General features: G+C 60.6%; 18 protein-coding genes. 5 read left to right on the top strand and 13 right to left on the bottom strand.

Annotated elements, in window-relative coordinates; genetic code table 11:
* Positions 1-27: 27 nt before the first annotated feature.
* The 10 genes from arfB to ACYVIA_RS04710 all read right to left on the bottom strand — a co-directional run bounded on the left by arfB (position 28) and on the right by ACYVIA_RS04710 (position 12,046).
* A complete protein-coding gene (arfB, locus tag ACYVIA_RS04755; protein WP_460838379.1) occupies positions 28-429 on the bottom strand; it encodes an alternative ribosome rescue aminoacyl-tRNA hydrolase ArfB in 402 nt (133 codons plus the stop codon).
* Positions 430-657: 228 nt separating this feature from the next.
* Positions 658-945, bottom strand: a complete 288-nt coding sequence (locus ACYVIA_RS04750; RefSeq protein WP_460838376.1) for an HU family DNA-binding protein — start codon at positions 943-945, stop codon at positions 658-660.
* Positions 946-1,230: 285 nt separating this feature from the next.
* Positions 1,231-1,443: a hypothetical protein gene (locus ACYVIA_RS04745; RefSeq protein WP_460838373.1), complete on the bottom strand. Its 213-nt coding sequence runs from the start codon at positions 1,441-1,443 to the stop codon at positions 1,231-1,233.
* A gap of 35 nt (positions 1,444-1,478) precedes the next feature.
* Positions 1,479-1,880 carry a c-type cytochrome gene (locus ACYVIA_RS04740; RefSeq protein WP_460838372.1) on the bottom strand — a complete coding sequence of 134 codons (402 nt, stop codon included), beginning with the start codon at positions 1,878-1,880 and terminating at the stop codon, positions 1,479-1,481.
* Entirely contained in the window at positions 1,877-5,002 is a 3,126-nt protein-coding gene (locus ACYVIA_RS04735) for an efflux RND transporter permease subunit (RefSeq protein WP_460838370.1), read from the bottom strand. The genes ACYVIA_RS04740 and ACYVIA_RS04735 overlap by 4 nt, the downstream gene beginning before the upstream one ends.
* A gap of 18 nt (positions 5,003-5,020) precedes the next feature.
* Positions 5,021-6,628: an efflux RND transporter periplasmic adaptor subunit gene (locus tag ACYVIA_RS04730; protein WP_460838369.1), complete on the bottom strand. Its 1,608-nt coding sequence runs from the start codon at positions 6,626-6,628 to the stop codon at positions 5,021-5,023.
* On the bottom strand, positions 6,625-7,929 hold the full coding sequence (locus ACYVIA_RS04725) for a TolC family protein (protein WP_460838367.1): 1,305 nt from the start codon (positions 7,927-7,929) through the stop codon (positions 6,625-6,627). Before ACYVIA_RS04725 ends, ACYVIA_RS04730 begins: the two co-directional genes overlap by 4 nt.
* Positions 7,930-8,088: 159 nt before the next feature.
* Positions 8,089-8,499, bottom strand: a complete 411-nt coding sequence (locus ACYVIA_RS04720; protein ID WP_460838365.1) for a hypothetical protein — start codon at positions 8,497-8,499, stop codon at positions 8,089-8,091.
* 197 nt (positions 8,500-8,696) lie between these two features.
* Positions 8,697-9,440: a methyltransferase domain-containing protein gene (locus ACYVIA_RS04715; RefSeq protein ID WP_460838363.1), complete on the bottom strand. Its 744-nt coding sequence runs from the start codon at positions 9,438-9,440 to the stop codon at positions 8,697-8,699.
* Positions 9,441-10,450: 1,010 nt separating this feature from the next.
* On the bottom strand, positions 10,451-12,046 hold the full coding sequence (locus ACYVIA_RS04710; RefSeq protein WP_460838361.1) for a methyl-accepting chemotaxis protein: 1,596 nt from the start codon (positions 12,044-12,046) through the stop codon (positions 10,451-10,453).
* Positions 12,047-12,771: 725 nt separating this feature from the next.
* Between ACYVIA_RS04710 and ACYVIA_RS04705 the strand changes: the two genes are divergently transcribed.
* Both ACYVIA_RS04705 and ACYVIA_RS04700 read left to right on the top strand, forming a co-directional pair.
* Entirely contained in the window at positions 12,772-13,974 is a 1,203-nt protein-coding gene (locus ACYVIA_RS04705; RefSeq protein ID WP_460838360.1) for a GGDEF domain-containing protein, read from the top strand.
* Between the two features lie 54 nt (positions 13,975-14,028).
* On the top strand, positions 14,029-16,629 hold the full coding sequence (locus ACYVIA_RS04700; RefSeq protein ID WP_460838358.1) for a putative bifunctional diguanylate cyclase/phosphodiesterase: 2,601 nt from the start codon (positions 14,029-14,031) through the stop codon (positions 16,627-16,629).
* A gap of 49 nt (positions 16,630-16,678) precedes the next feature.
* Here the strand turns inward: ACYVIA_RS04700 and ACYVIA_RS04695 are convergent, their stop codons facing one another.
* Complete coding sequence (locus tag ACYVIA_RS04695; RefSeq protein WP_460838356.1) at positions 16,679-17,794, bottom strand: hypothetical protein; 1,116 nt, start codon at positions 17,792-17,794, stop codon at positions 16,679-16,681.
* A 723-nt stretch (positions 17,795-18,517) separates the two neighbouring features.
* Between ACYVIA_RS04695 and ACYVIA_RS04690 the strand changes: the two genes are divergently transcribed.
* Positions 18,518-20,125, top strand: a complete 1,608-nt coding sequence (locus ACYVIA_RS04690) for an SEL1-like repeat protein (RefSeq protein ID WP_460838354.1) — start codon at positions 18,518-18,520, stop codon at positions 20,123-20,125.
* 319 nt (positions 20,126-20,444) lie between these two features.
* The gene (locus ACYVIA_RS04685; protein ID WP_460838353.1) at positions 20,445-21,371 is read left to right on the top strand and encodes an alpha/beta fold hydrolase; all 927 of its coding nucleotides are present in this window, start codon (positions 20,445-20,447) and stop codon (positions 21,369-21,371) included.
* 29 nt (positions 21,372-21,400) lie between these two features.
* Here the strand turns inward: ACYVIA_RS04685 and ACYVIA_RS04680 are convergent, their stop codons facing one another.
* Entirely contained in the window at positions 21,401-22,546 is a 1,146-nt protein-coding gene (locus ACYVIA_RS04680) for an alanine racemase (protein ID WP_460838351.1), read from the bottom strand.
* A gap of 154 nt (positions 22,547-22,700) precedes the next feature.
* Between ACYVIA_RS04680 and ACYVIA_RS04675 the strand changes: the two genes are divergently transcribed.
* Positions 22,701-23,042, top strand: coding sequence for a metalloregulator ArsR/SmtB family transcription factor (locus ACYVIA_RS04675; protein WP_460838348.1), 342 nt, complete (start codon positions 22,701-22,703; stop codon positions 23,040-23,042).
* Positions 23,043-23,063: 21 nt separating this feature from the next.
* Here ACYVIA_RS04675 and ACYVIA_RS04670 read toward each other — a convergent pair whose 3' ends face one another.
* Entirely contained in the window at positions 23,064-24,299 is a 1,236-nt protein-coding gene (locus tag ACYVIA_RS04670; RefSeq protein WP_460838346.1) for an MgtC/SapB family protein, read from the bottom strand.
* Positions 24,300-24,357: the final 58 nt, after the last annotated feature.

Genomic DNA, 24,357 nt, shown 5'->3' with positions numbered 1-24,357 from the left:
TCACGCATGCAGCGGCGTGGTGCAACCTCAGTCGCTCACCTTCCCGCGCGCTGCCTTGATTCGCCCCCGGTTCGCCTTGCCGTCGAGGCGTTTTACCTGTGAACTGCGCGTCGGCCTGGTCGGACGGCGCACACGCGGCGTCACCGCCACAGCCGCAATCATTTCCTGCAGGCGCTGCAGCGCTTCCTCCCGGTTCTTTTCCAGACTGCGATACGACTGCGCCTTGATGACAACGATCCCGTCTTTCGTGATGCGCTGGTCGTTCAGCGCCAGCAGGCGCTCCTTGACCACGTCTGGCAGGGACGAGGCACGGATGTCGAAACGCAGATGGACCGCGTTCGATACCTTGTTCACATTCTGGCCGCCCGCGCCTTGCGCCCGGATGGCGGTGAATTCGACGTCGCTCTCTGTGATGTGCGGGATGCGCATGATGGTGGCCTGGTGCAACGGCGGCTGTTTGTGCCTGCCTGAAAAGACCGCGTGCCTCAGGGAGATGTTCCAAATCCTTCCATGAGGATGGAAGGAACGGGAAGGCTGTCAGCCGGTGATATGAGGTGTGGCTGGCGGGGAGGTGCAAAGGCAGGAGAGGGAACGCAGGCCAGTGATGATGCAGTTGCCGGCCCGGACATAAAAAAAGCGGCTTGCGCCGCTTCTTTATTACTTGACCTTGACCTTTGCAACCAGGTCCTTCAGGGCCGGAGCCGGCTTGAAGCGCACGCTCTTGGATGCCTTGATCTTGATGGTTTCACCGGTGGACGGGTTGCGGCCGGTACGGGCTGCGCGCTGGGTCACGGTGAAGGTGCCCAGATCCGGGAAGGCAAAGCGGCCTTCTTTTTTCAGGTCTGCACCGACGAAGCCGAACACTTGTTCGACGATTTCTTTTGCCTTGACCTTGGTAAGGTCGTTGTCCGCTGCAACTTTTTCGATGATTTCTGATTTATTCACGATTTCTCCCAAAAAGAACATTGCCACTGCAATGCTGCCGAAATATAACGCATTTGCTCAGAGGAACGCCATAACTATTGCGGGTTCACAACAACCTTTTTGTTGCGGTGACACGAATTTCAGCCCTATTTGACGGGCGATCATGAGGATCGGCGTTCTGGCACCCCCGCAAAACCGCTGCCGCAATGCACAAGAACCCTGCGGATACGCCCTCTGCATACCCCGTGCATGCCTCCTGGGGACGACATGCTTGCTGCAATCGCGCGTTACAGACAAGCACACAGGTCAAGGTTTTCGCCGCGCCTTGCGCTTCTTCCGAGTATCCCTCGCGGATTGTGCCGGGTTGCCCTTGTGGGGTTTTCCCTTGTCCGACTTGTTCGCAGCACGAAAACGGGCAAACCGGATCAGCACAACCGCCACCAGCACGGCCACGATCATCCATGACAAGAGGATCGTGTCCATCACTTCGAGCGGAACCCAGCGGCCGTTGAAATTCATGGTCGTCCCTCGCGTCGAAAGGCGGCCTGCAAGGCTTACTGGATGCCCACCTTGCGCTGCTCCATCCGGATGAAGGCGGTGATGTGCGCCACATCATCCGGCGTCAGCCCCGGCACCGGCGCCATGTCTCCGAACTGCCAGTGATGCGCGCGCACGCCGTTCTTCACCGCGAGCTGGAAGGCGATATCGCTGTGATGCGACGGCTCATACACCTTGTGCAGCATCGGCGGCCCCTTGTCGCTTCCCTTCAGGTCGGCGCCATGGCAGCTCGCGCAGTTGGCGGCAAACAGCTTCTTGCCCATCGCCGGGTTCGGCATCAGCCCGGCGCTGGGTTTGGGGATCTGCATGGTTTGTGCATGCAGGGCGGAGGCAAAGCCGATGCCGGTGACGAGCGCCAGCGCGAACTTCCATCGTTTCATTGCAATCCTTTGCTTCATTGTTCTACTCCTTTGTTCAGGCGCCATTGCTTGACCAGCGCATACAGGGCGGGGATCACCGCCAGCGTCAGTACGGTAGAGGAGATCATGCCGCCGACCATCGGCGCGGCGATGCGGCTCATCACTTCCGAGCCGGTGCCGGTGCTCCACAGGATGGGCAAGAGGCCAGCCATGATGGCGACCACCGTCATCATCTTCGGACGCACGCGCTCGACCGCACCTTCCATGACTGCCTCATACAGGTCGGCCGCCGTCGGCGCACGGCCGGCTTCGCGGCACTTCTTCTTCACGTCTTCCCATGCATGGTCGAGGTAGATCAGCATCACGACGCCGGTTTCGGCTGCAACACCGGCAAGCGCGATGAAGCCGACCGCCACTGCGACCGACATGTTGTACCCCAGCAGCCACATCAGCCAGACGCCGCCCACCAGCGCAAACGGCACCGACAGCATCACGATCAGCGTTTCCGTCAGGCGCTTGAAGTTGAGGTACAGCAGCAGGAAGATGATCAGCAGCGTGACCGGCACGACGACCTTCATCTTCTCGATTGCGCGTTCCATCGCTTCAAACTGGCCGCTCCAGGTCGCGTAATACCCCGGCGGGAACTTCACCTGCTCGTTCACGGCCTTGCGGGCATCGGCCACATAGCTGCCGATGTCACGCTCGCGGATGTCAACGTAGATGTATGCCGACAGCAACGCATTCTCGGTACGGATGCCGGGCGCGCCCTTGGCGACTTCGATCTTCGCCAACTGGCCGAGCGGGACCATCGCGCCGCCCATGGTTGGCACCAGCACCTCGCGCCCGATCTGTTGCGGATCGCTGCGCAGTTCGCGCGGATAGCGCACGGTGACGCCGAAGCGCTCCCGGCCTTCCACCGTCGTCGTGACCATCTCCGCGCCAAGCGCCGTGCCGATGATTTCCTGCACCTCGCCCACCGTCAGGCCGTAGCGGGCGAGCTGCTCTCGGTCCGGCTCGATGTTGAGGTAGAAACCGCCGGTGATCCGCTCTGCAAACGCCGATGTGGTACCGGGAACGTTCTTGACCACCGCTTCGATCTGCTTGGCGAGCTTTTCCATCTCCTCGAGGTCCTTGCCGAACACCTTGATGCCGATCGGTGTGCGGATGCCGGTCGACAGCATGTCGATACGCGCCTTGATCGGCATGGTCCAGGCGTTGGAAATGCCCGGGAACTGCAGCGCCTTGTCCATCTCGGCGATCAGCTTGTCCATGTTCATCCCCTCGCGCCATTCGGATTCAGGCTTCAGGTTGATCACGGTTTCGAACATCTCGGTCGGTGCCGGGTCGGTCGCTGTATTGGCACGGCCGGCCTTGCCCCAGACCGATGCCACCTCCGGGAAGCTCTTGATGATTTTGTTCTGCGTTTGCATCACTTCGGCAGCCTTGGTCATCGTCATGCCCGGCAGGCTGGCCGGCATGTACAGCAGCGTGCCTTCATTGAGCGTCGGCATGAATTCGCTGCCGAGCTTCATCGCGGGAAATACCGTAACGCCCAACACAATCAGCGAGGCGACGACAGTCAGCTTCTTCCAGCGCATGACGCCCTGGATAATTGGCCGGTAAGCCCAGATCAGGAAGCGGTTCACCGGGTTCTTCGCCTCCGGCATGATCTTGCCGCGGATGAACAGCATCATCAGCACCGGCACCAGCGTGATCGACAGCAGTGCCGCACCAGCCATTGCAAAAGTCTTGGTGTAGGCCAGCGGCGAGAACAAGCGGCCTTCCTGCGACTCCAGCGTGAACACCGGCAGGAAGGACACGGTGATGATCAGCAGCGAGAAGAACAGCGACGGGCCGACTTCCTTGCAGGCGGCGAGCATCGCTTCCACCCGCGATTCACCTTCCTTCAGCCGTTCCAGATGCTTGTGCGCATTCTCGATCATCACGATCGCCGCATCGACCATTGCCCCGATCGCAATCGCGATGCCGCCCAGGCTCATCAGGTTGGAGTTCATGCCCAGCGCGCGCATCGCGATGAAGGCCATCAGCACGCCGACCGGCAGCATCAGGATCGCCACCAGCGCGCTGCGTACATGCAGCAGGAACACGATGCACACCAGCGCGACGATGATGCTTTCCTCGATCAGCGTGACTTTGAGCGTGTCGATGGCGCGATGGATCAGGTCGGAGCGGTCGTACACCGCTTGGATGGATACGCCCTGCGGCAGGCCGGAGCTGACTTCGGCAATCTTCTCCTTCAGGTTGTGGATCACTTCCAGCGCATTCTGGCCATAGCGCGACATCGCAATGCCGGAGACAACTTCACCTTCGCCATTGAGCTCGGTGACGCCACGGCGTTCGTCCGGCGCGAGTTCGACCCGCGCGATATCGCGGATCAGCACCGGTGTGCCGCCTTCGGCCTTCACCACCAGCGACTCGATATCCTTTGCGCCGCGCAGGTAACCCTTGCCGCGCACCATGTACTCGGTCTCTGCCATCTCGACCACACGGCCGCCGACGTCACGGTTGGAGTCGCGGATCACCTGCGACACCTTCATCAGCGGAATGCCGTAGGCGCGCAGCTTCACCGGGTCGACAGTGACCTGGTAGGTCTGCACGAAGCCGCCGACGGAAGCGACTTCCGACACACCCTGCGCCTTGGTCAGCTGGTAGCGCAGATACCAGTCCTGCAGCGTGCGCAGCTCGGCCAGCGTCTTGTCCTTCGCCAGTACCGCGTACTGGTAGACCCAGCCGACGCCGGTTGCATCCGGACCGATCTGCGGTGTGACGCCCTTGGGCATGCGGCCGGAAGCGAAGTTCAGGTATTCCAGCACGCGCGAACGTGCCCAGTAGATATCGGTGCCGTCTTCGAAGATGATGTACACGAAGGACGCACCGAAGAAGGAGAAGCCGCGCACCACCTTGGACTTCGGCACCGAAAGCATCGAAGTCGTCAGCGGATAAGTGACCTGGTCCTCCACCACCTGCGGCGCCTGGCCGGGGTATTCGGTATAGACGATCACCTGCACGTCCGACAGGTCAGGCAGCGCGTCAATTGGCGTGCGGATCACGGCGACAATGCCGGCGACGGTCACGAACAGGGTGGCGAGCAGGACCAGGAAGATATTCCTGCCCGACCAATCAATGATCTTGTTTAGCATGTTGTTTCCCCGTTGTCCCTAGTGGCTGCCATGTCCCGCATGTGGGTCGGCCGCCGGCGCCGGTTGCTCAGACATCCCGAGCGCGCCCGGCAACACCGACGTGATCACCCATTCGCCCGGCTGGCGCTCGACAAACTCGAAGCTGATCTCCGCGCCCGGCTTCAGACCTTTCAACAAAGCCTCGTTGGCGGCGGCGAATTCCATGGTCATTGCCGGCCAGTTCAGGCTGGCGACCGGACCGTGGGTGATCGTGACGGCACCAGTCTTCGGATCGATGTCGTCGAGCGTGCCGACGGCCTTGTGGCCGACACCGCCGGATGCCTTCGGCGTGTTCTCGGCCGCACTAAACCCGCTGACTGCCGCCTTCAAGTTGCTTTCTGCGTCAATCAGGAAGTTGGCGGCGACGACCACATCCTCGCCTTCCTTCACGCCTTCCAGCACCTCGACGTCGTTGTCGCTACGCATGCCGAGCCTGACCTCGCGCGGCTCAAAGCGGCCTTCCTTCACCTGCACCAGCACGATCTGCCGCTTGCCGCTGTCGATCACCGCCGAGACCGGCACGGTCACCGCATTGCTACGTGTCAGTCCTGCCAGCTCGACATTGGCGAACATGCCGGGCTTGAGCAGCTGACCCGGATTGGGCAGCTCGATACGCACCTGCACGGTACGCGTCTCGGCGGTGAGCGTCGGGTACACATAAGTGACCTTGCCCTCGAACTCCTTGTCGGGGTAGGCGTTGATCTTTACCTTGGCGGTCGCGCCGGACTTCACCATGCCGATGTCCTGTTCGAACACATCGGCCAGCACCCAGACGGTCGACAGGTCCGCGACCTGGTACAGCATTTCACCCGGCATGAAGCGCATGCCTTGCAATGCTTTCTTTTCCGTCACGATGCCGGATACGGGCGAGCGGAAGGTCATCGTGCGTTTGGCATCGCCGGATTTGGCGAGCGAGCGGATCTGCTCGTTCGAGATATCCCAGTTTTTCAGACGCATCAGCGCGGAGTCGGCAAGCTGCTGCATGCCGGCCTGCGCTTCGCTGTCGGCGCCCTTCAGGGATTGCAGGCCTTGTGCGGCGATCGCATATTCGCGCTGCGCAGAGACCAGTTCCGGGCTGTAGACCTCGAACAGCGGCTGGCCCTTGGCGACGACCTGGCCCGTGGCGCCGACATGCAGGCGCTCCACATAACCTTCGAACTTCGGCGAGATGAGGAAGGTGCGACGCTCATCCGGCTCGATGCGGCCGGCAGCGCGCACCGCCTTGCTGATGGCCTTCATGCTGGCCTTCTCGGTACGCACGCCGAGCTTCTGCACTTTCTCGGTGCTGATGCTGAGCTGGTTGCCGGATGCCGGTTCGGCATCGTCGCCGCCTTCATAGACGGGGATGTAATCCATGCCCATCGGGTCCTTCTTCGGCACCGGGGAGGTGTCGGGTAGTCCCATCGGATTGCGGTAGTAGAGGATCTTGCGCTCCTTCGAGCCGCTTTCTGCTGCCGATACAGCAGACACTGCACTGTGGTCGCCCGCAGAGCGCGTGCCGATCATGTAGCCGCCGCCTGCTGCCAATGCAGCAACGACAACCAGTCCGATTGCAATGTTGGTTCCTTGCTTTGTGCCTTGTTTCACAATTCTTCTCCCAAGAGTCGTTCGATTTCGGCCAGGCGGGCCTGTGCCTCGGCCTGCGCCTTGATCTGGTTCTGTTTGGCTTGGCGGATCTGCCGCTGGGCGTCGAGCAAGGTGGCGAAATCCACCTTGCCGTTTTCATAGCTGGCCAATGCGGCCTTGTAGGTCAGTTCGGCCTGCGGTAGCAGGCTGTTTGCAAGCAGCATCTCGGTGCGGCGTGCAGCGTCGAGCGCAGACAGGTTCTCCGCCAGCTCCGACAGCACCTGGTTCGCAGTCGCATCCTTGCGCGACTTCGCAGCCGACAACATCGCTTCCGCTTCGCGTTCCTGTGCGCGGCGCGGCGCCTGCTGCAAAGGGATGTTCATTTCGAACATCAGTTCCCATTCCTTCACCGAGCTGCGGGTCTGCATCGGCGCGACGCCGACGGCAAAGTTCGGGTAGCGGTTCTTGTAGGCGAGGTCGCGGCTCTTCTCGGCCGCCCGGATGCGAGCGTCCTCCGCGAACAGTTGCGGATTGCGCAAGCGCACGCGCTCTTCCAGTGCGGCGTAATCGAGCTTCACCGGCTGCGGCAGCGTGCGCAGGCGTTCTGGTTCGGCAAGCGGCGCGTTGGCTGGCCGGGCGAGGAGCATGTTCAGTTTTGCCTGCGTCATGCGCTTGTCGTTTTCGAGCATGATCAGTTCGTTACGCATGCCCGTCTGCTCGACCTGTGCACGGATTGCATCCGATTGCGCGGCGAGCCCGCCCGCATAGCGCACCTGCGTGACCTTCTCGAGGCGTGACATCAGGTCAAGGATCTCCTTCGTCAGGCGCTCGTTCTGGTGGATGTAGTAATACTGCGCATAGCCGGACTTGAGGCGTGCCGACAGCTCGGCCCACGTGCCGCGTGCGCGGCCGTTCGCGCCTTCCGCTTCGAATGCGGCGATATCGCGCTCCAGTCCCCGCTTGCCGAACCATGGCAACTCCTGCACGACCCGGTAGGTGGTTTTTCCGACGCGGCTCGGCGACAGCGTCGGGTTCTGCTCGCCCATCTTCGTGATGTCCTGCAGTTCGATCTGGAGTTTCGGATCGGGCAGTGCGCCGGCACCGGATGCGCGGGCGCTGGCCGCATCGGCCTCATGGCGCATCGACGCATATTCCGGATTGCGCTCGCGGGCATAGTCCAGGAGACTTTCAACGGAATTGCCGGGCAGGGCGCCGGCAGTCTGCGCGTTGACGGGTTGCGCACGGACGGCAGCATGGGGCAGGCCGGCAATAAGCGCCGCCGCTACCGCACAGGCGCGTAGTGTGGTTTGCATGGAATGCATGGGATGGCTCCGAACAGGCGAAGGCACGGCGCGCGGCTGTGTCGCGGTGTACTCCTTCGAGCGGGGTGAAAAACAAAAAGACATGAAAACTCCAGACAGCAATGGACGACTGCCGCTTGCGCAGTGCGCAATCAGCAAGGGTTCAGGCGGTCTGGAAGGTCAGATTCGGAAGCAGCAGTTCCGGATCGAGAGGGGAGGGAATGAATCGGGCATCAGCCACGCGGCGTCCGCATGCACGGATGGCGGGCGATACGCGGCATAAAGGTCGGCGATGGCGGGAACAAGGACGACCGCAACAGACTGCGGCACATCCGGCATCGCTGGCTTGTCGAGCGACTGATTGCCGACTTGCGAGTGCGCGTAGCACAAGGTCGGCTGCGCTTCGTCCACCACGCCTTCGCAGCCTGCCTGCGCGTCATGGTCGGACATGTCCATCTGCATTGCCGTTTCGACAGCTTCTGCCGGCTGCAGGCTGGGACAGGCGTACGCCGCCACCGCGAGCTGCATGAACAGCACGCTGATCAGCGCCAGGAGCGCTGTGGCAAAACGTGAACGCCGGGTCAGTCGCATGAATGCTTGTGTTTTGTATCAGACGGAATCAGTTTGTTTCTTTGCCATTCTTGTCGGCGCCTGCGCTGCGCAGGCAATTGGTTGTTGCCTTCCGAGTGACGGAGAAAGCGAACGTAAGTCTAGCAGAGCTTCCCACGGGCGTGAATCAATATGCTGCGAATCATTCTGATGCAAGCCTGCCGGATGGCTGGCTTGCATCATGACTTGGTGAAAAGGAAAAATGGCTCCTTCGGATTCACGCCATATCGGAGGGAGTCCACATCCGGAAGCAGGTCCGAATGCGAACTTATCCGGGCGTGAAAGCCCGCCGCAGCAAAACGATTGAAAATATCCGAGCCGTAGAGGCGCAGGTGATTCCCTTCGCCGTAGATCTGGCGCCGCGTCATATCGTCGTCGATACCAGGATCTGCAAATGTAGATTTCAGCCTTGCACTGTAGGGAGTTTGCAGTATGGCTGTCCCGCCGCGCTTCAAAACGCGGCGCAGTTCCGAGAGCGCCTTGAGATCGTCAGGCACATGTTCCAGAACGTGATTGGCCAGAATGACATCGAATGATTCAGCTTCAAAAGGTATGTCGAGCATGTCTATCTTGTGAATGCTCGGATCGGTAGGAAACAGATCAGCCTTTACATAGTTGCTTGGGCCGGCACCAGCAATAATCTTGGACAAGTGCCTTTCTGGTGCAAAGTGAAGCACTTTGGTCCCTTTCAGCTTTTCCAGCATCCCGATGCGCTCGAGATAAAGATAGAGATGCCGCTCCCGGTCGTGGGATCCGCAAGACGGGCATGAAAAATTGTCTATGTCACTGCCGACGAGATCGAAGACAGACCCGAATATGGGCGCCTTTTTTGAACCACCCATGTAGGGACGGAATTTCCATACTGCGTTCTTGCAGATGCAGCAGTATTTCCGCTTCAAAGAGATTCTTGGGAAGCGACTCATGAGCGTCTCCTGGTTGCACTGGATGATCTCGATTATCGAAGTGTCAAGGCTGCAGCTATAGCGGTATCTCAAGGGATTTGCACAAGCGCGTTGACGAGGCGAGCTCTCATTTCCTGTCGGATCAAATGCCTAAAGCAAAGATGGCCGCACCTTTGTCCGGCAAAAATTGAAATTCACTCAGGGAGTTATAGTGTTGGGGCGGGCGATGAAAAGGGGCGGATGCCACTTTCAACTGTTTGCGATGGCCCCTTGAACGGCAACCGCATCAAAATAGTCCATAAAGAATCGTTTGGGCATGTTACGTCGACACGTGGGTTATCGCTGTAACTAGAGCCTCTGTCGCCATAACTGCACCTGCTTCGCTCCCTGTCGTCAACCCCCGACATCACCTTCATCGCTCGTTGGCTCGGCGTACAGGCCTCCGAGCCGCCAGCTGCAAAGCCCTGTGTGCATGAGCTGTGCACGTTGTTGTGGGTTGCGGTGCCACACCAGATGTGGGCGCAGTGCTACATATCCGAGCGGATGATTGTTTTCCGGCGCACAGCATGGACAGACGCTCTCTTTGCAAGCGGCACGGTTTGTAGGCAAGGTTAGTGCAATAAGAGTCTGTTTGAAAACTGTCGCGAGCGGTCCGAGTTTGGTCTGAGAAGCGCAGTCGTACGTGAGGTACGACGAGCATCGCAAGGCCAAAATCGGACCGCGCAGTAGGTTTTCAAACAGGCTCTAAGGAGTTGCCACTGATCCTGGAAACGCAGGCGGCGCTTGGACGTGCACGTCATGACGGCGAGGCGTGGCATGGGAATTGGCGCCTGAAAACCATAGCGAACAGGGCGCCGAGCGAAGTGGGGAAGGTTGGGAGGGGGCATAAAGTGGATGTGCTTAACAAAAAGATGATTCAGATAATCTAAACCCACCTTAACCTTGACCCCTAGGACGGGGAGCTTTGCAGAGAACTCCCTATACGCAGACCGAAGTCTGAGGGGCGTCGGACAGTCGGACTACGAGTGCATTTATCCTGATTGGTGTGACGGTGTCGACAGCAACCCACGTACGCCTGCCGCCAGCTTGAACACGCTCACCGTTTGTGCCAGCTTCTCTGCCTGTTCCTGCATCGACGCTGCGGCTGCGGCGGCCTGCTCGACCAGCGCGGCATTCTGCTGCGTGACCTGATCCATCTGCGTGATCGCCATGTTCACTTGCTCGATGCCGGCGCGCTGCTCGTCGCTGGCGGAGGCGATTTCACTGACGATGTGGCTGACGCGCTGCACGCCTGCGACTACCTGCTGCATGGTGGTGCCGGCTTGCGTGACCAGTGTGGCGCCGCCTTCCACCTTTTGCACCGACTCGCCGATCAGCGCCGCGATGTCCTTGGCTGCAGCGGCGGACCGTTGCGCCAGTGTGCGCACTTCGGCCGCAACCACGGCAAAGCCGCGTCCCTGCTCGCCGGCGCGGGCCGCCTCGACGGCTGCGTTCAGCGCGAGGATGTTGGTCTGGAAGGCAATGCCGTCGATGACGCTGATGATGTCGACGATCTTTCTCGAGGACGCCTCGATCGCACCCATGGTGTCCACCACCTGCGCCACGGCCGCGCCGCCGTCACCTGCCACGCTGGCAGCCGATGCAACCAGCTGGTTGGCCTGCCGCGCATTGTCGGCGTTCTGCTTGACGGTAGCCGTCAATTCCTCCATCGAGGAGGCGGTTTCTTCCAGTGAGCTGGCCTGCTCCTCGGTGCGCGAGGACAGGTCGAGGTTGCCGGAGGCGATCTGGTTCGAGGCGGTGGCGATGATGTCACAGCCGGCACGGACCTCGCCGACAATGCGTGCGAGGCTTTCCTGCATCTGGTGAATCGAATACATCAGGCTGCTGGTGTCGCCGGGCCGCACAGTGATCGCTACCGCCAGGTCACCCTGTGCAATGCGGTTGGCAATCGTCATCGCTTCCGACGGTTCGCCGCCGAGCTGGCTGCGAATGCTGCGCGCGATGACGAGGGCGACTCCGATGCTAAGCAGTGCCGACAGCACGCCGAGTGCGATCAGCATGCGCTGCGAGGTCGTTGCCATGGCGGCGATGTCGCCGCGCATGCGGGCAATTTCGTCCGCCTGGTAACGGGTCAGCTGGCCGATGGTGGCGACATACTCGTTCAGCGCCGGCTCCAGCCGTGACTGCACCAGCTGGCGGGCGTTTTCCTCGCTGGCGCTTTTTTCCTTGAACACCTCCTCGCGCGCGGCGATGTAGGTTTTGCGTTGCTGCGCGATTTGCGTGAAGAGCTGCTTTTCTTCCTCGCTCTTGTTGAAGCTGTCGAGCTCCTTCTGTATTTCCGAAATGCGGCCGGTGGTTTCCTTGATTTTTTTCTGAACCTGCTCCTGCCGTGCGGCGTCGTTTGACTCAGCCACCGCGATCGTGCGTGCGCCGTTGACGTTGGTGCTGGCCGCCCATTCGGCCACCAGCCGTTCCTTGACCATTACTTCATTAACCATGGTTTCTACGGCGCTGCGCGCGCCATGCAGTTGCCAGGTCGCGAGGCCGACGATCAGGCACAGCATCAGCAGCGAAAAAGAAAATCCGAGCGCGAGCCGGGTGCGTACGGTGGTGTCTCCGAGTTTCATAGGATTCCGTTGTCAGTCATGTAATCGGTCAGCAATGCGCGGGTGCGCAAGTAAAAGGCAATGCGCGGCAATGCAGGGCAGTGCGAGGCAGTGTGCGGACAATCATCTCAGGGGAATATCAGAAAATGCCGCATGGAAATATCAGAAAAGATGAGGTCTCTTGGGATTTTTGACTTACGTCAACTTATTTGGTGGACGGATGTCGCGGGAATGCGCGCGCCGTACCTCACGTAACGCCGGTTCAGCATATGGTCCGGCGCACTGGGGCATAACAGCGAACAGGTGGCGTAACCGGCGCTTGATCGGCGTCTGAACGGTGCCTTGGTGCAAGTACTCGTTGGCACATGTTCCTGTCGGCATCGCTAAGCACAGCAATCTGTTGCTATTTTGTTTTGCAATAGTGGTATGGGCATCCGCATTGATCCTCTGCATGTTCTCTACGTGTTCATCGTCAACCCGCCATACAAAGTTTCTTGAAGAAAATTTTGATTCAAAGCAAGAAAATTTCACTAATAAAAGAGTAAAGTGCGCCTTACTTTCCGTGTGTCAACTTTCTGAACATATTGCTCCGCGCAGTTTGCCCCGCCTTCAACCAGCAGCAATCTCCAGCAAGCGTGAACAGAAAATCGGTGTAGCCCGGTCGTGTATGTCGCCCCTGCGTAGCGGGTGTGGTGGTTACGCCAACTTTTGCCCCGGTTGCCGGGGTTGTGAAGGAAAAAGCCAGCGTGAATCGATTCTGCACTTTCTTCCACTCGCTGATTGCGACGCTGCTTGGCACCACAAAACCCGAGGTTTTTGGTCAACTTTTCCTTCCTGCTCGCCATGCACCGCTCCTTGCGCGCCGTCGCGCAGCGATGATCATCTCCCGGGTGCGCATGGTGTCGGCCCTGTTCGCCGTGCTGACGCCTTTGTGGATCATCGTCGACCTGCTGGTGTTTACCTGGCCGGTGACGATCATGCTGGTCATCGGGCGTGTCGTCACGACATTCGCCTTCGGCATGCTGGCCTTGTCCTACCGCGACTCCACGCGCATGTCGGACGCCTATCGCGCGCTGGGGGTGATGTTCGCGATCCCGACCATCTTCTTCATCTACTCGCATCCGATGCTGTCCCACTTCAACATGGCAGGTCCGGCCGCTGCGATCGCTGCCGGCTACGCTTTCCTGCCGTTTGTGATGGTGGCGGGACTGAGCGTATTTCCGCTGACCGCAGTCGAGGGAGCGTTCTTCTCGATGCCCGTGCTGATGGCGGAAGCGCTGGTGGCGTTGCTGCAGCTCGATATGTTGAACTGGGCTTCTCACCTCGGCGCTTTCTGGCTGCTGGTGCTGATCGCGACCGTCTCCGTGCTGGCAGGGATGAGCCAGCTCAGCTTCATGATGTCGCTGGTGCAGCAGGCGAGCCATGATGCGCTGACCGGTTGCTTCTCGCGCGCCAGCGGCGAGGAGCTGATCGATATCCAGTTTCACATTTCCGCGCGAAGCGGCGCGCCGCTGTCGGTAGTCTTTGTCGATCTCGACAATTTCAAGGAAATCAATGACGAACACGGCCACGAAGCCGGCGACCGCGTGCTGGCCAAGGCTGCTGACATGATGCGGTCCAACCTGCGCTCCGGCGACATCCTGCTGCGCTGGGGCGGTGAAGAATTTGTGATCATCCTGCCCGATGCCAGTGGCGAGACTGCCGCCACCGCCGTGATGCGCCTGCGTGAGCGCGGTCTGGGTGTGCGCCCGGGCGGCGGCCCGGTGACCGCCAGTTTCGGCATCGCGGAGCGGTTGAAAGACCGCGCAGTGGACTGGCGCCATTTGCTCGAGATCGCCGATCAGCGGATGTACCAGGCCAAGCTCGCCGGAAGAGATTGCTGCATCGGCGCGTCCGACAGGCAAGAGCAAGAGCGGCAGCAAGAACGGCGACTTGTCGCCAACGCCTGACGGCAACCAACTTTAGACATTGAACCACCGGACACAGAGCCGGGAAAAGAAAGCATGCGCGCCCTATACAACAGAGCCATCAGGTTCATTACGACCCTCAAGGGATTCATGTTCTGCGCGATGGTTGGCGTCGCCGCGCTGGTGTTTCTCGGGGCGACGCTGGCGTCCTCGCTGCTGTACGAGCATCTGCTCGATGAGCGCAACCTGGAAACCTCGCAGGAAATCGCACACCAGAACGTCGATTCGGTGCTTGATGTTTTGCGTATCGGCGGGCTGCGCAGCCAGCTCGAGAAGGCGATCGGCGACAGCCAGGCGAACTTCTCCAGCACTGTCGAGAGCATTCGCGTCTATCGCGGCGACAGCGTGGCAACACTCTACGGACCCGGCAAGGAAGCGCCCGGCAATGCCGATGTGCAGCAGGCGCTGAAATACGGCATCGACGCCACCCTCCATAGTGACGGCGATATCCGCTATGTCAAACCCGTCATCGCGCAGCCGGAATGCCTCGGTTGCCACACAAATGTGCAGGCCGGCGCGGTGCTGGGCGCAATCGAAGTGTTGCACAACCGGCAAACCGTCACTTCCACGGTGCGCATCTACTACGTCGCCCTGTTCCTCGCGCTCGGCCTGCTGGTGCTGCTCGCCGCCGCCGCGCTGACCACCTTTGCGGGACGCCGCCTCAACCGCTCCATCACCCTGTACCGCGACGAGGTTGCAGCGGTCAATACGATCAAGGACTTCGACCAGTTCGACATGAGCAAGGTCGACTTCGGATTCCTGGAATTCAATCAGGCTTTCGACAGCGTCTCCCAGCTGGTGGACCGAATCAAGCGGGTGGCGGTGGACAAAGGTGTCCTGGAATTCGAGATCAAGCTGCTGGAAAAATTCATCATCACCTCGAATGTGGTGCGTGACTGGCGCGAGTTCATCAAGAACCTGCTGCTCGAAATCAATCCGATCATCGATGCCTATGCGCTGGTGACGATCTTCCGCGTCGAGGAAGAGGCCTACGAGTGCGAGGTGTTCTGGCGCAATGTGCCGTCGGAAAAAACGATGCGCCTGTTCGAGTCCATCCTGCGCCAGCAGCTGCAGAACCACGACTTCCTGTCCGGCGGCGCCCTGCGGCAGATCGCGCACAATATCTCCGACCCGGAAGGTGACTTGCCGGAACTGAGCGCACGCGATATCGAAGTACAGACCAAGACGCTGTTGCTGGAAACGCCGAAGATCGGCGGCATCGTCGGCATCGGCGTGCAGTCGATGATGGCGCAGGACAATGTGCGCCATATGGTGATCGGCAGCATTCTCACCTCGCTGCTCAATCTGGTCGGCTCGGTGAAGGCGATCTACAAGTACACCAAGGACCTGGAGCATTACGCGACCCGCGATCCGCTGACGGACCTGTACAACCAGCGGATGTTCTGGGAACTGCTCGGCTACGAAGTGGGCCGCGCGAAGCGGCACAACCAGGAGTTCGCGGTCATGATGCTCGACCTCGACAATTTCAAGAACATCAACGACCGCTTCGGCCACCACTTTGGCGATGCCTACCTGCAGTCCTTCGCCGATCTGCTGCACGGCGCGGTCAGGAACGGCGACCTGCTCACGCGTTACGGCGGTGACGAATTCTGCATCATCCTGCCGGACGCATCGGAGACGCAGGCGCACATGGTCGCACAGCGCATTGCCGAGCAGCTGGAGGAATTCTCGATGGAGGCACCGGACGGGAATCGCATCAGGGCGACGACGTCGATCGGCATCGCCATCAGTCCGCGCCACGGCGACAATCCGAAGGACCTGTTCCTGGTGGCCGACAACATGATGTACAAGGCCAAGAGCTCCGGCAAGAACGCCATCGCGATTCCGACCGAGGAAGAGATGGCGGAGGTGTTCCGCAAGGCGGGCGAGAAGAGCATCATGATCCAGAATGCACTCGACCAGCAGCGCATCCTGCCGCACTTCCAGCCGATCTGCGACGCAGTCACCGGCGAGATCGTGATCCACGAGCTGCTGATGCGCATCCAGCTGGGCGACGAAGTCGTGGCGGCGAACGACTTCATCGAAGAAGCGGAGGCGATGGGGCTGGCGCACAAGATGGATTACCAGCTGATCGAGAAGGCATTCAGGCAGGTGGTGGAACAGGGTTATACCGGCATGCTGTTCATTAACCTGTCACCGAAGGCGCTGATTGTGGGCGAATTCACCGAGCGCGTCGCCATGCTGGCAGAGAAGGCCGGCATCGAACCAAGTCGTATCGTGTTCGAGATTACCGAACGGGAGACCGTGCGCAACCTGACGCTGCTGGAGAGGTTCGTAATCGATGCCAAGATGAAGGGCTTCAGCTTTGCGATCGACGATTTCGGGTCCGGCTATTCCTCCTTCCAGTACATCAAATGCTTCCCGGTGGACTACATCAAGATCGAGGGCGACTTTATCCGCAACATGCTGCACGACGAGGTGTATCGCGCCTTCGTCAAGAGTATTGTGACGCTGGCCAAGGAGCTGAAGATAAAGACGGTCGCGGAGTTCGTGGAAGATGCGGAAATCCTTGCGGCGGTCAGCGCGCTCGGCATCGACTTCGCCCAGGGATACTACATCAGCCGTCCGTCGCCGCGCCTGCACACGGCAGGGCGGGAACGCAGCGCTGCGGCATGATGCAAGTAGTCTGACGCAAGCAGCATGACCGACGGTCAGTTACGGCGGCTCAGTAGGTTTCGACGATCGCGAGCGGCTCGCGCGGAATCTGTTGCGGACGCTGTGTCGTCGCGTTGACGATGGGTTCGAACGACGGCACAGGTTCCGGGCCGGCGGCGCAGTCCTGGGCGCGGCGCGAGGTTCGCCCCAGGGGAATCGCATAGCCGAGAAAAACGGCGGTATCGATGTTGTCGCCGCCCTGTTCGCGCGACAGCCTCACATTCCAGTTGTGCTTCGAAAGCTTCAGGTCCAGCCTGTCGAAATCCGTGCTCGTGCTGTAACCGCCCTGCACGCGAATGCAGTTGCCAAAATACTGCGAGAACTTCACGCGGTTCGACACCAGTTGTTCGTAGCGGCTGCCGTTGCTCGTGTAGCGATAGCTCAGCATGCCGACTTCGTGCCGCAGCTCCAGCTTCGATTGCGGCGTCGGCCGCAGGCCCACGTTGAACATGTAGCCGTTCAGCCTTCCCGGTGCCAGCGTTGCAGCACGCAGTTCGCCCGCTTCGGTGCCGTCAACCGCATTGGGCAATGAGAATCGCGTCGATGACGGCGCGCTCGCTTCGACGGAATAGGCGGTCATGCCCATGTCGGTCAGGTGTTCGTACTTGTTCCAGAATTTCTTCGCGCCGAACAGGTAGCTGTTTTGCATGAAAGCGCTGCCGGCGGAATCCGATAGCGAAAACGCATCGGTGGATGCCCGCAGCTGCGCGCCCGTCATGCGAAAGCGCAGATTGCGCTTCGGCGCATAAATTCCGTTCAATACGACTTCGGAGTATTCATTGCGGCGTGTGAAGGTGCCGCCGGCGCCGAGCCGGTTCGTCAATTGCAGGCCATAGTCCATCGTCAGTGCAGGATTGACGTCCATGTACTGGTCGACCTTCGCGCCCCATCTCTCGAAGCGCGTCTCGTAGCTGATCGCTGCACTGTCTTCCGCGATGTCGAAAAAACCAGGGGCGGCCGCACCAGCCGGCAGGTCGGGCAGATTGCCGTTGATACTTGCCTCGTACAGCGATGTCGCGTCCCAGACAGTTGCGCCGGCATCGTGCATCGGCGCGGCGAACCACAGCCCCAGCGCGGCCTGGACAACCATGACAATGCGCCGAGGATGTGGGCGGATGAAAGACATGCAAGCTCGGGTCACAAGGGTGGGCAACAAGGAGGCTCTAAGAACGGAAGCTTGAAACGAAAGTTCCCCTGCGTGTGCCGGCCATTATAGGGCCGGTCGCCTGCATCAGGAATCACGGCGGCGACGAAATGCAGGAATGTCATTCTCTTCGGTCGTGTACGTTGCATCTGGCTTCTGCAGAGGGAGCTTGATTCTGCAACCACTTCGCGTCGACGCAGGCCTCCCACGACTATCGTTGTTTGCATGGCCCGCTTCATGTCATTTGTTCAGCCTGCACGGGTAAGGCGATAACGCATTTCTGCCGCCCGGACAGGTTCGCGGATTGCACAAAAAATACGCATGTTCCGACTCTTCTACACAGCCGATGCAGCCAACCGGCTACGTAACAATGTTGAGATTTATCAAAGGCTTAGGGGCTTTGCTACCGCCTCTGCGCACACGCTCGCCGTCATTCGTCTGCACTGGCTCTCCAAGCCAATAATTTGGCTTCGACGATCAGCCGGAATCGCCGGAGGTGCAACAAGTGTTGTCTTACTATGACGAGCCGTGCGGCATCTTTCTCACGCTGGCAACGCAGTGCAATCTGCGCACGCACCCGGCATCCAATGCGGTCACGGACAACGATCACGGAATTGCATGCAGTGCAAGCGGGCCGGTGCAGGGGAGGATCGGCGGTCGTCATGCAGGCGGTTTCGGACAACATGAAATCCAGGGGGAAGATTAATGAAAAATCAGATGCAACAGAAAGACGACGTGTGGACCTTGCGCGACGTGAAATCAGCGCGCCGCACAGGATCGGGCGGCCGGAAGATTCGTCATCAGCTCCTGCCACTCCTCCTCGCTTCCCTGTTTTCGGCATCGGCGCACGCCGGCTTCGTCGAGGGACTGGCCTCCTACAACAAGAACGACTACGCGGGCGCGCTCGGCGAGTGGCGTTCGCTCGCCGACCAGGGCGACTCGCGCGCGCAGTATTACCTTGGCTGGATGTATGAACAGGGCGAGGGCGTCAGGCAGGACTCGGCACAGGCCGTGGAGTGGTACCGCAAGGCCGCCGAGCAGGGCCATGCCCATGCGCAGATCAACCTGGGCCACATGTACACCATCGGGCACGGTGTGCCGCAGAACCACAAGATTGCCGTGCTCTGGTATCGCAAGGCGGCCGACCAGGGTTATACCAGCGCGCCGGTCAACCTCGGCATCCGCTACGATCACGGCGACGGCTCCATGCAAGACGTTGATCAGGATCTGCCGTGGTACCGCAAGCCGGTCGAGCAGGATCAGGTAAAGGTCCAGCTCAACCTCGCGAACCTGCTGTACAACAACGGTCACGGCGTGCCGCAGGACTACGCGCAGGCGGTGCAGTGGTATCGACGTGCTGCCGAGCAGGGACATGCGCTGGCACAGATCAATCTCGGCAACATGTACAACCACGGTCAGGGCGTGCCGCAGAATTATTCCGCCGCGATGATGTGGTACCGCAAGGCGGCCGACCAGGACAATGCCTTTGCACAGAACAACGTCGGCAACATGTTTCGCAAAGGTCTGGGCGTGAAGAAGGACTTCCAGCAGGCATTGCACTGGTATCGCAAGGCTGCTGACAAAGGCGATGCGGGTGCGCAGGTCAACCTCGGCCTGATGTACCACAACGGTGAAGGCGTCGCGCAGGACTACGACCAGGCTTTCCACTGGTACAGCAGGGCGGCCGACCAGGGTGATGCGGGTGCGCAATACAACCTCGGCCTCATGTTCAGCAACGGCGAAGGCGTTGTGCAGGACTACGCCGAGGCGTCTGTCTGGTACCGCAAGGCCGCGGAACAGGGACATGCGCTGGCGCAGCACAACCTCGGCAACATGTATATCAAGGGCATGGGTGTCGAGAAGGATTACGCGCAGGCCGTGTACTGGCACCGCAAGGCCGGCTATCAGGGCGACGCGTACGCACAGAACAATCTCGGCAACATGTTGTTCGCCAACGGTCATGGCGCTCCCCAGGATTGGGCCGAAGCCGCGCAGTGGTATCGCAAGTCGGCGGAGCAAGGGTATGCCAGCGCACAGTACAACCTCGGCAACATGTACAAGATGGGCATCGGCGTGCAGCAGGATCTCGCACAAGCCGTCCATTGGTACCGGCGCGCGGCAGAGCAGGGCGAGGCTGCGGCGCAATTCAATGTCGGGCTCATGTACAACAATGGCCTCGGCGTCCCGCAAGACTTTGTGCAGGCCGCACACTGGTATCGCAAGGCCGCAGAGCAGGGCCACGCAGCTGCACAGTACAACCTCGGCCTGATGTACGCGAAAGGACAGGGTACCGTCACCTTGTCGCGCCGGTAGGCGGGCAAGTTGATGCCGGGCGATGCGATCATCGCCCGGTTTGCTCAATCTCAGGCATCCTGAGCGCGGATCACGATAAAAAGAAGTTGCGAGGGTTTGCGGTTGCCTCTGGCGCTTACAGGGGCGCGGCGTTGTATGTGTGCCGTATCTCCTCTGCTGTGCCGGCTGTGTTGGCTGTGCAGGGAACGCGTATCGTGCATTGCCGTCCCGAGGCAGTTCATATGGCTCGTATGGTCCATATGCACCGCGATTTGCGCCTCACCATTCAGTAGTTCCTGCCGATATCCATCATCACTTTATCGAGAAAGCAGATCATCACATGACCCGACAATTGCGCCTTCTTCTGCCGTTGCTGTTCATCCTGCTGAACCTTGCCGGTTGCGCCTCCGTGTACCGGCAGGCGATGAATGCCGAGCGATCCCTCGCCGGCCTGGAGCGCAAGGAGATCGTGTTGCCGGACGGGCTGCGCTACGTCTATCTGGAGGGTGGGCAGGGCGAGCCGCTGATGCTGCTGCACGGATTCGGCGGTAACAAGGACAACTTCACACGCACCGCGCGCTACCTGACGCCGCATTACCGCGTGATCGTCCCCGATCACATTGGATTTGGGGAATCCGCTCATCCGCAGCAGGCGGATTACACCGCGGCGGCGCAGGCACAGCGGCTGCACACGCTCGCCCATGCCTTGGGCGTCAGGGCCGTCCATCTTGGCGGGAATTCGATGGGTGGACATATTGCAATGGCCTATGCGGTCCAGTATCCCGATGAGGTCTCCAGCCTGTGGTTGCTGAATCCCGCAGGCGTCTGGACCGCCACGCGCAGCGAGGCTGCGAAGATGTATCTGGAAACCGGACGCAATCCTCTGATCGTGCGTAGCGAGGATGAGTTCGTGCAGCTCTTCGATTTCGTGATGAGCGAACCACCGTTCGTTCCCCGTCCGATCCTGAACGTGATGGCAAAGGAGCGCATCAACAATGTCGCACTGGAAGAGCGGATCTTCTCGCAGATCGTCGAGGATTCGATAGAAAAGCGCATCAACGGCATGGAGACGCCGGCGTTGATCGTCTGGGGCGATCGCGATCGCGTGATCCATGTGGATACGGCCGCGATGCTGCACAAGCTCCTGCCCCGCTCGCAAGTGCTCGTCATGCCCGGCATCGGCCATCTCCCGATGCTGGAGCGGCCGCAGCAGAGCGCGGAGGATTACCTGAAATTCCGAGCCGCGCTGCAGCGTACCCCGGGATAGCATTTCACGATTGACACGGCGACGGAGCGCTACCAGCCTGTTGCCTTGTCCCATGTCTGCGTCACGGCGGCTCCCGGCTCGATGACGTGATAAGCGGGGTAGGCGGCCACGGTCATGCAGGTGTGGTTGGGGAGGATGCGCACGCGTGACCCGATCGGGAACCTTTCGAACGGCAAGCTGCCGCAGCTGCTCTGCACGAAGCCATGCTCCTGGTGCACATCGGCCACATGCATGCCCGGCACGATGTTTCCTTGCAGGTCGCATACCAGGCCGAAACCCATGTCCGCCGCAAACTCGCTGGCGCTCACATCCTTCGACAAGGCAAGTGCACCGGCATCGATGAGCAGGTGGCCCGCTTCGCGATAATGGCCGATCACGGTGGCGAGCACGCTGACCGCAATATCCTCGATCGTGCACACGCCAAGCTGCGCCTGCGCCAGGTCGAAAAATACATAGACGCCGGGGCGGATCTCGGTAACGCCGTCCAGCGGGACATCCGTCAATGCCGTAGGAGTCGATCCGATGCTGACTGTCTCGCAGGCAAAGCCCGCATCGCGCAGGCGTTTTCCGGCATGGACTGCCGCATCGCGTTCCTCCACCGCAATGCGCCTGCGCACGGCGAGGTCTTGCGCATGATAGGCATGCCCTGCGTGGGTCAGCACACCGGCGAGTGCAAGGTGCGGCGCTGCAGCAACCCGCCGTGCTATCGCAATCAATCGCTCGCTGTCCGGCGCAACGCCGGCCCGATGCCCGCCGCAATCGATCTCGATCAATACAGGCACCGAACCGTCAAGGCCGCCCGCTCGCGCCGCCACTGCATCGACGGCGGATGGTGAATCCAGCAGGATCTGGATGTGCGCCCCCTTGTTCATGAGCCGCTTGATCGCATCCATCTTCGTCGGCACGATGCCGACGGCATACGTCATGTCGGTAAATCCTGCCGCGAAAAAGTACTCGAGCTCTGCCAGCGTCGAGACAGTAATGCCGCCGAACTGGCCGGCCGTCGCGATGCGCGCGACTTCCGCTGACTTGGCCGTCTTCAGGTGCGGCCGCAGCCTGACGCCTGCGGTGCGCGCCCGTTCCGCCATGCGCGCACAGTTGGCTTGCAGTTTATGCTTGTCCAGCAGCAGGGAGGGTGTCGGCAGGGAAGCGAAGAGTTCTTGATGATTCGACACGGTCATTCCAGAGCGGGGAAATGGGAGAGTGGTGTCGGCGATGTTAACACGCAGGACCAGAAAGCAGTGACCTGCTCCCTGCGTCCGGACATTCTATTTCTCCATATAATGTCGAGACCCAAGGTAGGTGCAGGCAAGAAGGAGAGGCAAAGCCATGGACGATGTTCGCGCCATGCCGGAAATGGAATCGATGCGCATCGCAGCCGCCGAGGTGACCGCGATGTTGTCCGCGCTGGCCAACCCGGACAGGCTGCTCTTGCTATGCCAGTTGAGCGGCGGCGAGCGATCTGTGGGAGAGCTGGAGGAATTGCTGGATATCCGGCAGCCGACCTTGTCGCAGCAGCTTGGCGTGCTGCGCAACGAAGGCCTGGTCAGCACCCGCCGCGAAGGCAAGCGCATCTTCTATTCGGTTGCCGATCCCAAGGTGCTCGCGGTGCTCGGTACACTGTATGGCCTGTATTGCCCGAAAGGCGACGGCGAGGTGCCAAGCCTCTGACCTGCTCGTTCATGCTCGCCTTCAGATCAGCAGCGTCACCCACATCGCCGCGATCGTGCAGAAGAGCCCGATGCTGGTCCGCACGCCGAATCCAACCCCGCCCACAGCAAATGCGATCAGCGCCTTGCAGGCCATATTGGTCGATAGCGCAAACAGCAGCGGCAGCATGATGCCGGAGGCTTCCAGCCGTCCGCCGGCGGCAAGTGAGAACAAGCTGCCTACCGCCGCCTGCATTTCGACAGTTGCAGCAAGCGCTGCGCCGATCTCCGCCGCTGCCATCCCGTAGCGCTCCGTCGCCAGCGTGATGGCGCCGGTCAACGCAGTCAGCACGGCCGCAAAGCCGACAGCCTGGCCGATACTGAACACTTTCTGGGTATGGGGCTCGACGTTGTCGTGGTTGATCCTTTGCCGCGCAAGCAGGATGGCAATGGCGAGCCCGGTTCCCATGCCCGCCAGCAGTGCAGGCCAGATCTCCTTCAGGATCGGCGGATAGATCGTCGCCGCAACCGGCAACAGCAATGCCATTGACGAGATGTTGGAGCAAACCGCACCGGCCGCGTAGCTCGACACCAGCTCCGGCTGGTTGCGCGCACGCGCACCCATTGCGCCCATGGCCGTCGTGCTGGATACGATGCCGGATGCCAGGCCGGCGACCACCAGCCCGACGCGTGCACCTGCAGCACGCAGCGCGATGTAGCCGACCGCTTGCAATGCCATCAACAGGACCACCAGTCGCCACAGGTGGCTGGGATTGGCGTTGGCGAGATAGCGCACTTCCTGGTTGGGGATCAGCGGCGCGACGATCAGCGCTGCGCTTGCGAGGATCAGGCCGTCGCGCATTTCCGATTCTGTCAGTACTTGCGTCGCAAACCGGTGCAGACGCGTCTTGCTGGCGAGGAGTACCGCCACGGCGACGAAGGCGGCCGAAACCAGCTGCGCATGGTCGATTGCGCCTACGCCGAGTACATAGGTAATAAAGAGTGCGATCTCGGTCGTGACGCCGGGATCGTCCGAGCGCTGGCGCCAGTAGGAAACGGCGATCAGGATCGCCACCAGTGCGGCGCCGAGCGCCACCAGCCACGGCTGGCCGATGACTTGCGTGAAAGCGCCGCCGGCTCCCGTCAGCGTAAAGGTGCGCACACCGCCCAGCGCGCGCGACGGGCCGGTGCCTTTATTGCGTTCGCGTTCGATACCGATCAGCATGCCGCCGCCGAGCGCAACCGCAAAGGAGAGCATCAATGAAGGATGTACGTCCACGTTCCGAAGGGCAGGATCCGTTGCCGGATCTGTCAATAAAACAAGGCTCGCTACTCTA

This window comes from Noviherbaspirillum agri (assembly GCF_054780595.1).
The sequence above is the reverse complement of the archived record's forward strand: the minus strand, read 5'-3'. Positions and strand labels throughout refer to the sequence as shown.

What these genes read in the sequence shown, in the direction of transcription:
- arfB (WP_460838379.1), bottom strand. Translation starts at nt 429, where the DNA reads ATGCGCATCCCGCACATCACAGAGAGCGACGTCGAATTCACCGCCATC.
- ACYVIA_RS04745 (WP_460838373.1), bottom strand. Translation starts at nt 1,443, where the DNA reads ATGAATTTCAACGGCCGCTGGGTTCCGCTCGAAGTGATGGACACGATC.
- ACYVIA_RS04740 (WP_460838372.1), bottom strand. Translation starts at nt 1,880, where the DNA reads ATGAAGCAAAGGATTGCAATGAAACGATGGAAGTTCGCGCTGGCGCTC.
- ACYVIA_RS04735 (WP_460838370.1), bottom strand. Translation starts at nt 5,002, where the DNA reads ATGCTAAACAAGATCATTGATTGGTCGGGCAGGAATATCTTCCTGGTC.
- ACYVIA_RS04725 (WP_460838367.1), bottom strand. Translation starts at nt 7,929, where the DNA reads ATGCATTCCATGCAAACCACACTACGCGCCTGTGCGGTAGCGGCGGCG.
- ACYVIA_RS04720 (WP_460838365.1), bottom strand. Translation starts at nt 8,499, where the DNA reads ATGCGACTGACCCGGCGTTCACGTTTTGCCACAGCGCTCCTGGCGCTG.
- ACYVIA_RS04715 (WP_460838363.1), bottom strand. Translation starts at nt 9,440, where the DNA reads ATGAGTCGCTTCCCAAGAATCTCTTTGAAGCGGAAATACTGCTGCATC.
- ACYVIA_RS04710 (WP_460838361.1), bottom strand. Translation starts at nt 12,046, where the DNA reads ATGAAACTCGGAGACACCACCGTACGCACCCGGCTCGCGCTCGGATTT.
- ACYVIA_RS04700 (WP_460838358.1), top strand. Translation starts at nt 14,029, where the DNA reads ATGCGCGCCCTATACAACAGAGCCATCAGGTTCATTACGACCCTCAAG.
- ACYVIA_RS04695 (WP_460838356.1), bottom strand. Translation starts at nt 17,794, where the DNA reads ATGTCTTTCATCCGCCCACATCCTCGGCGCATTGTCATGGTTGTCCAG.
- ACYVIA_RS04690 (WP_460838354.1), top strand. Translation starts at nt 18,518, where the DNA reads ATGAAAAATCAGATGCAACAGAAAGACGACGTGTGGACCTTGCGCGAC.
- ACYVIA_RS04685 (WP_460838353.1), top strand. Translation starts at nt 20,445, where the DNA reads ATGACCCGACAATTGCGCCTTCTTCTGCCGTTGCTGTTCATCCTGCTG.
- ACYVIA_RS04675 (WP_460838348.1), top strand. Translation starts at nt 22,701, where the DNA reads ATGGACGATGTTCGCGCCATGCCGGAAATGGAATCGATGCGCATCGCA.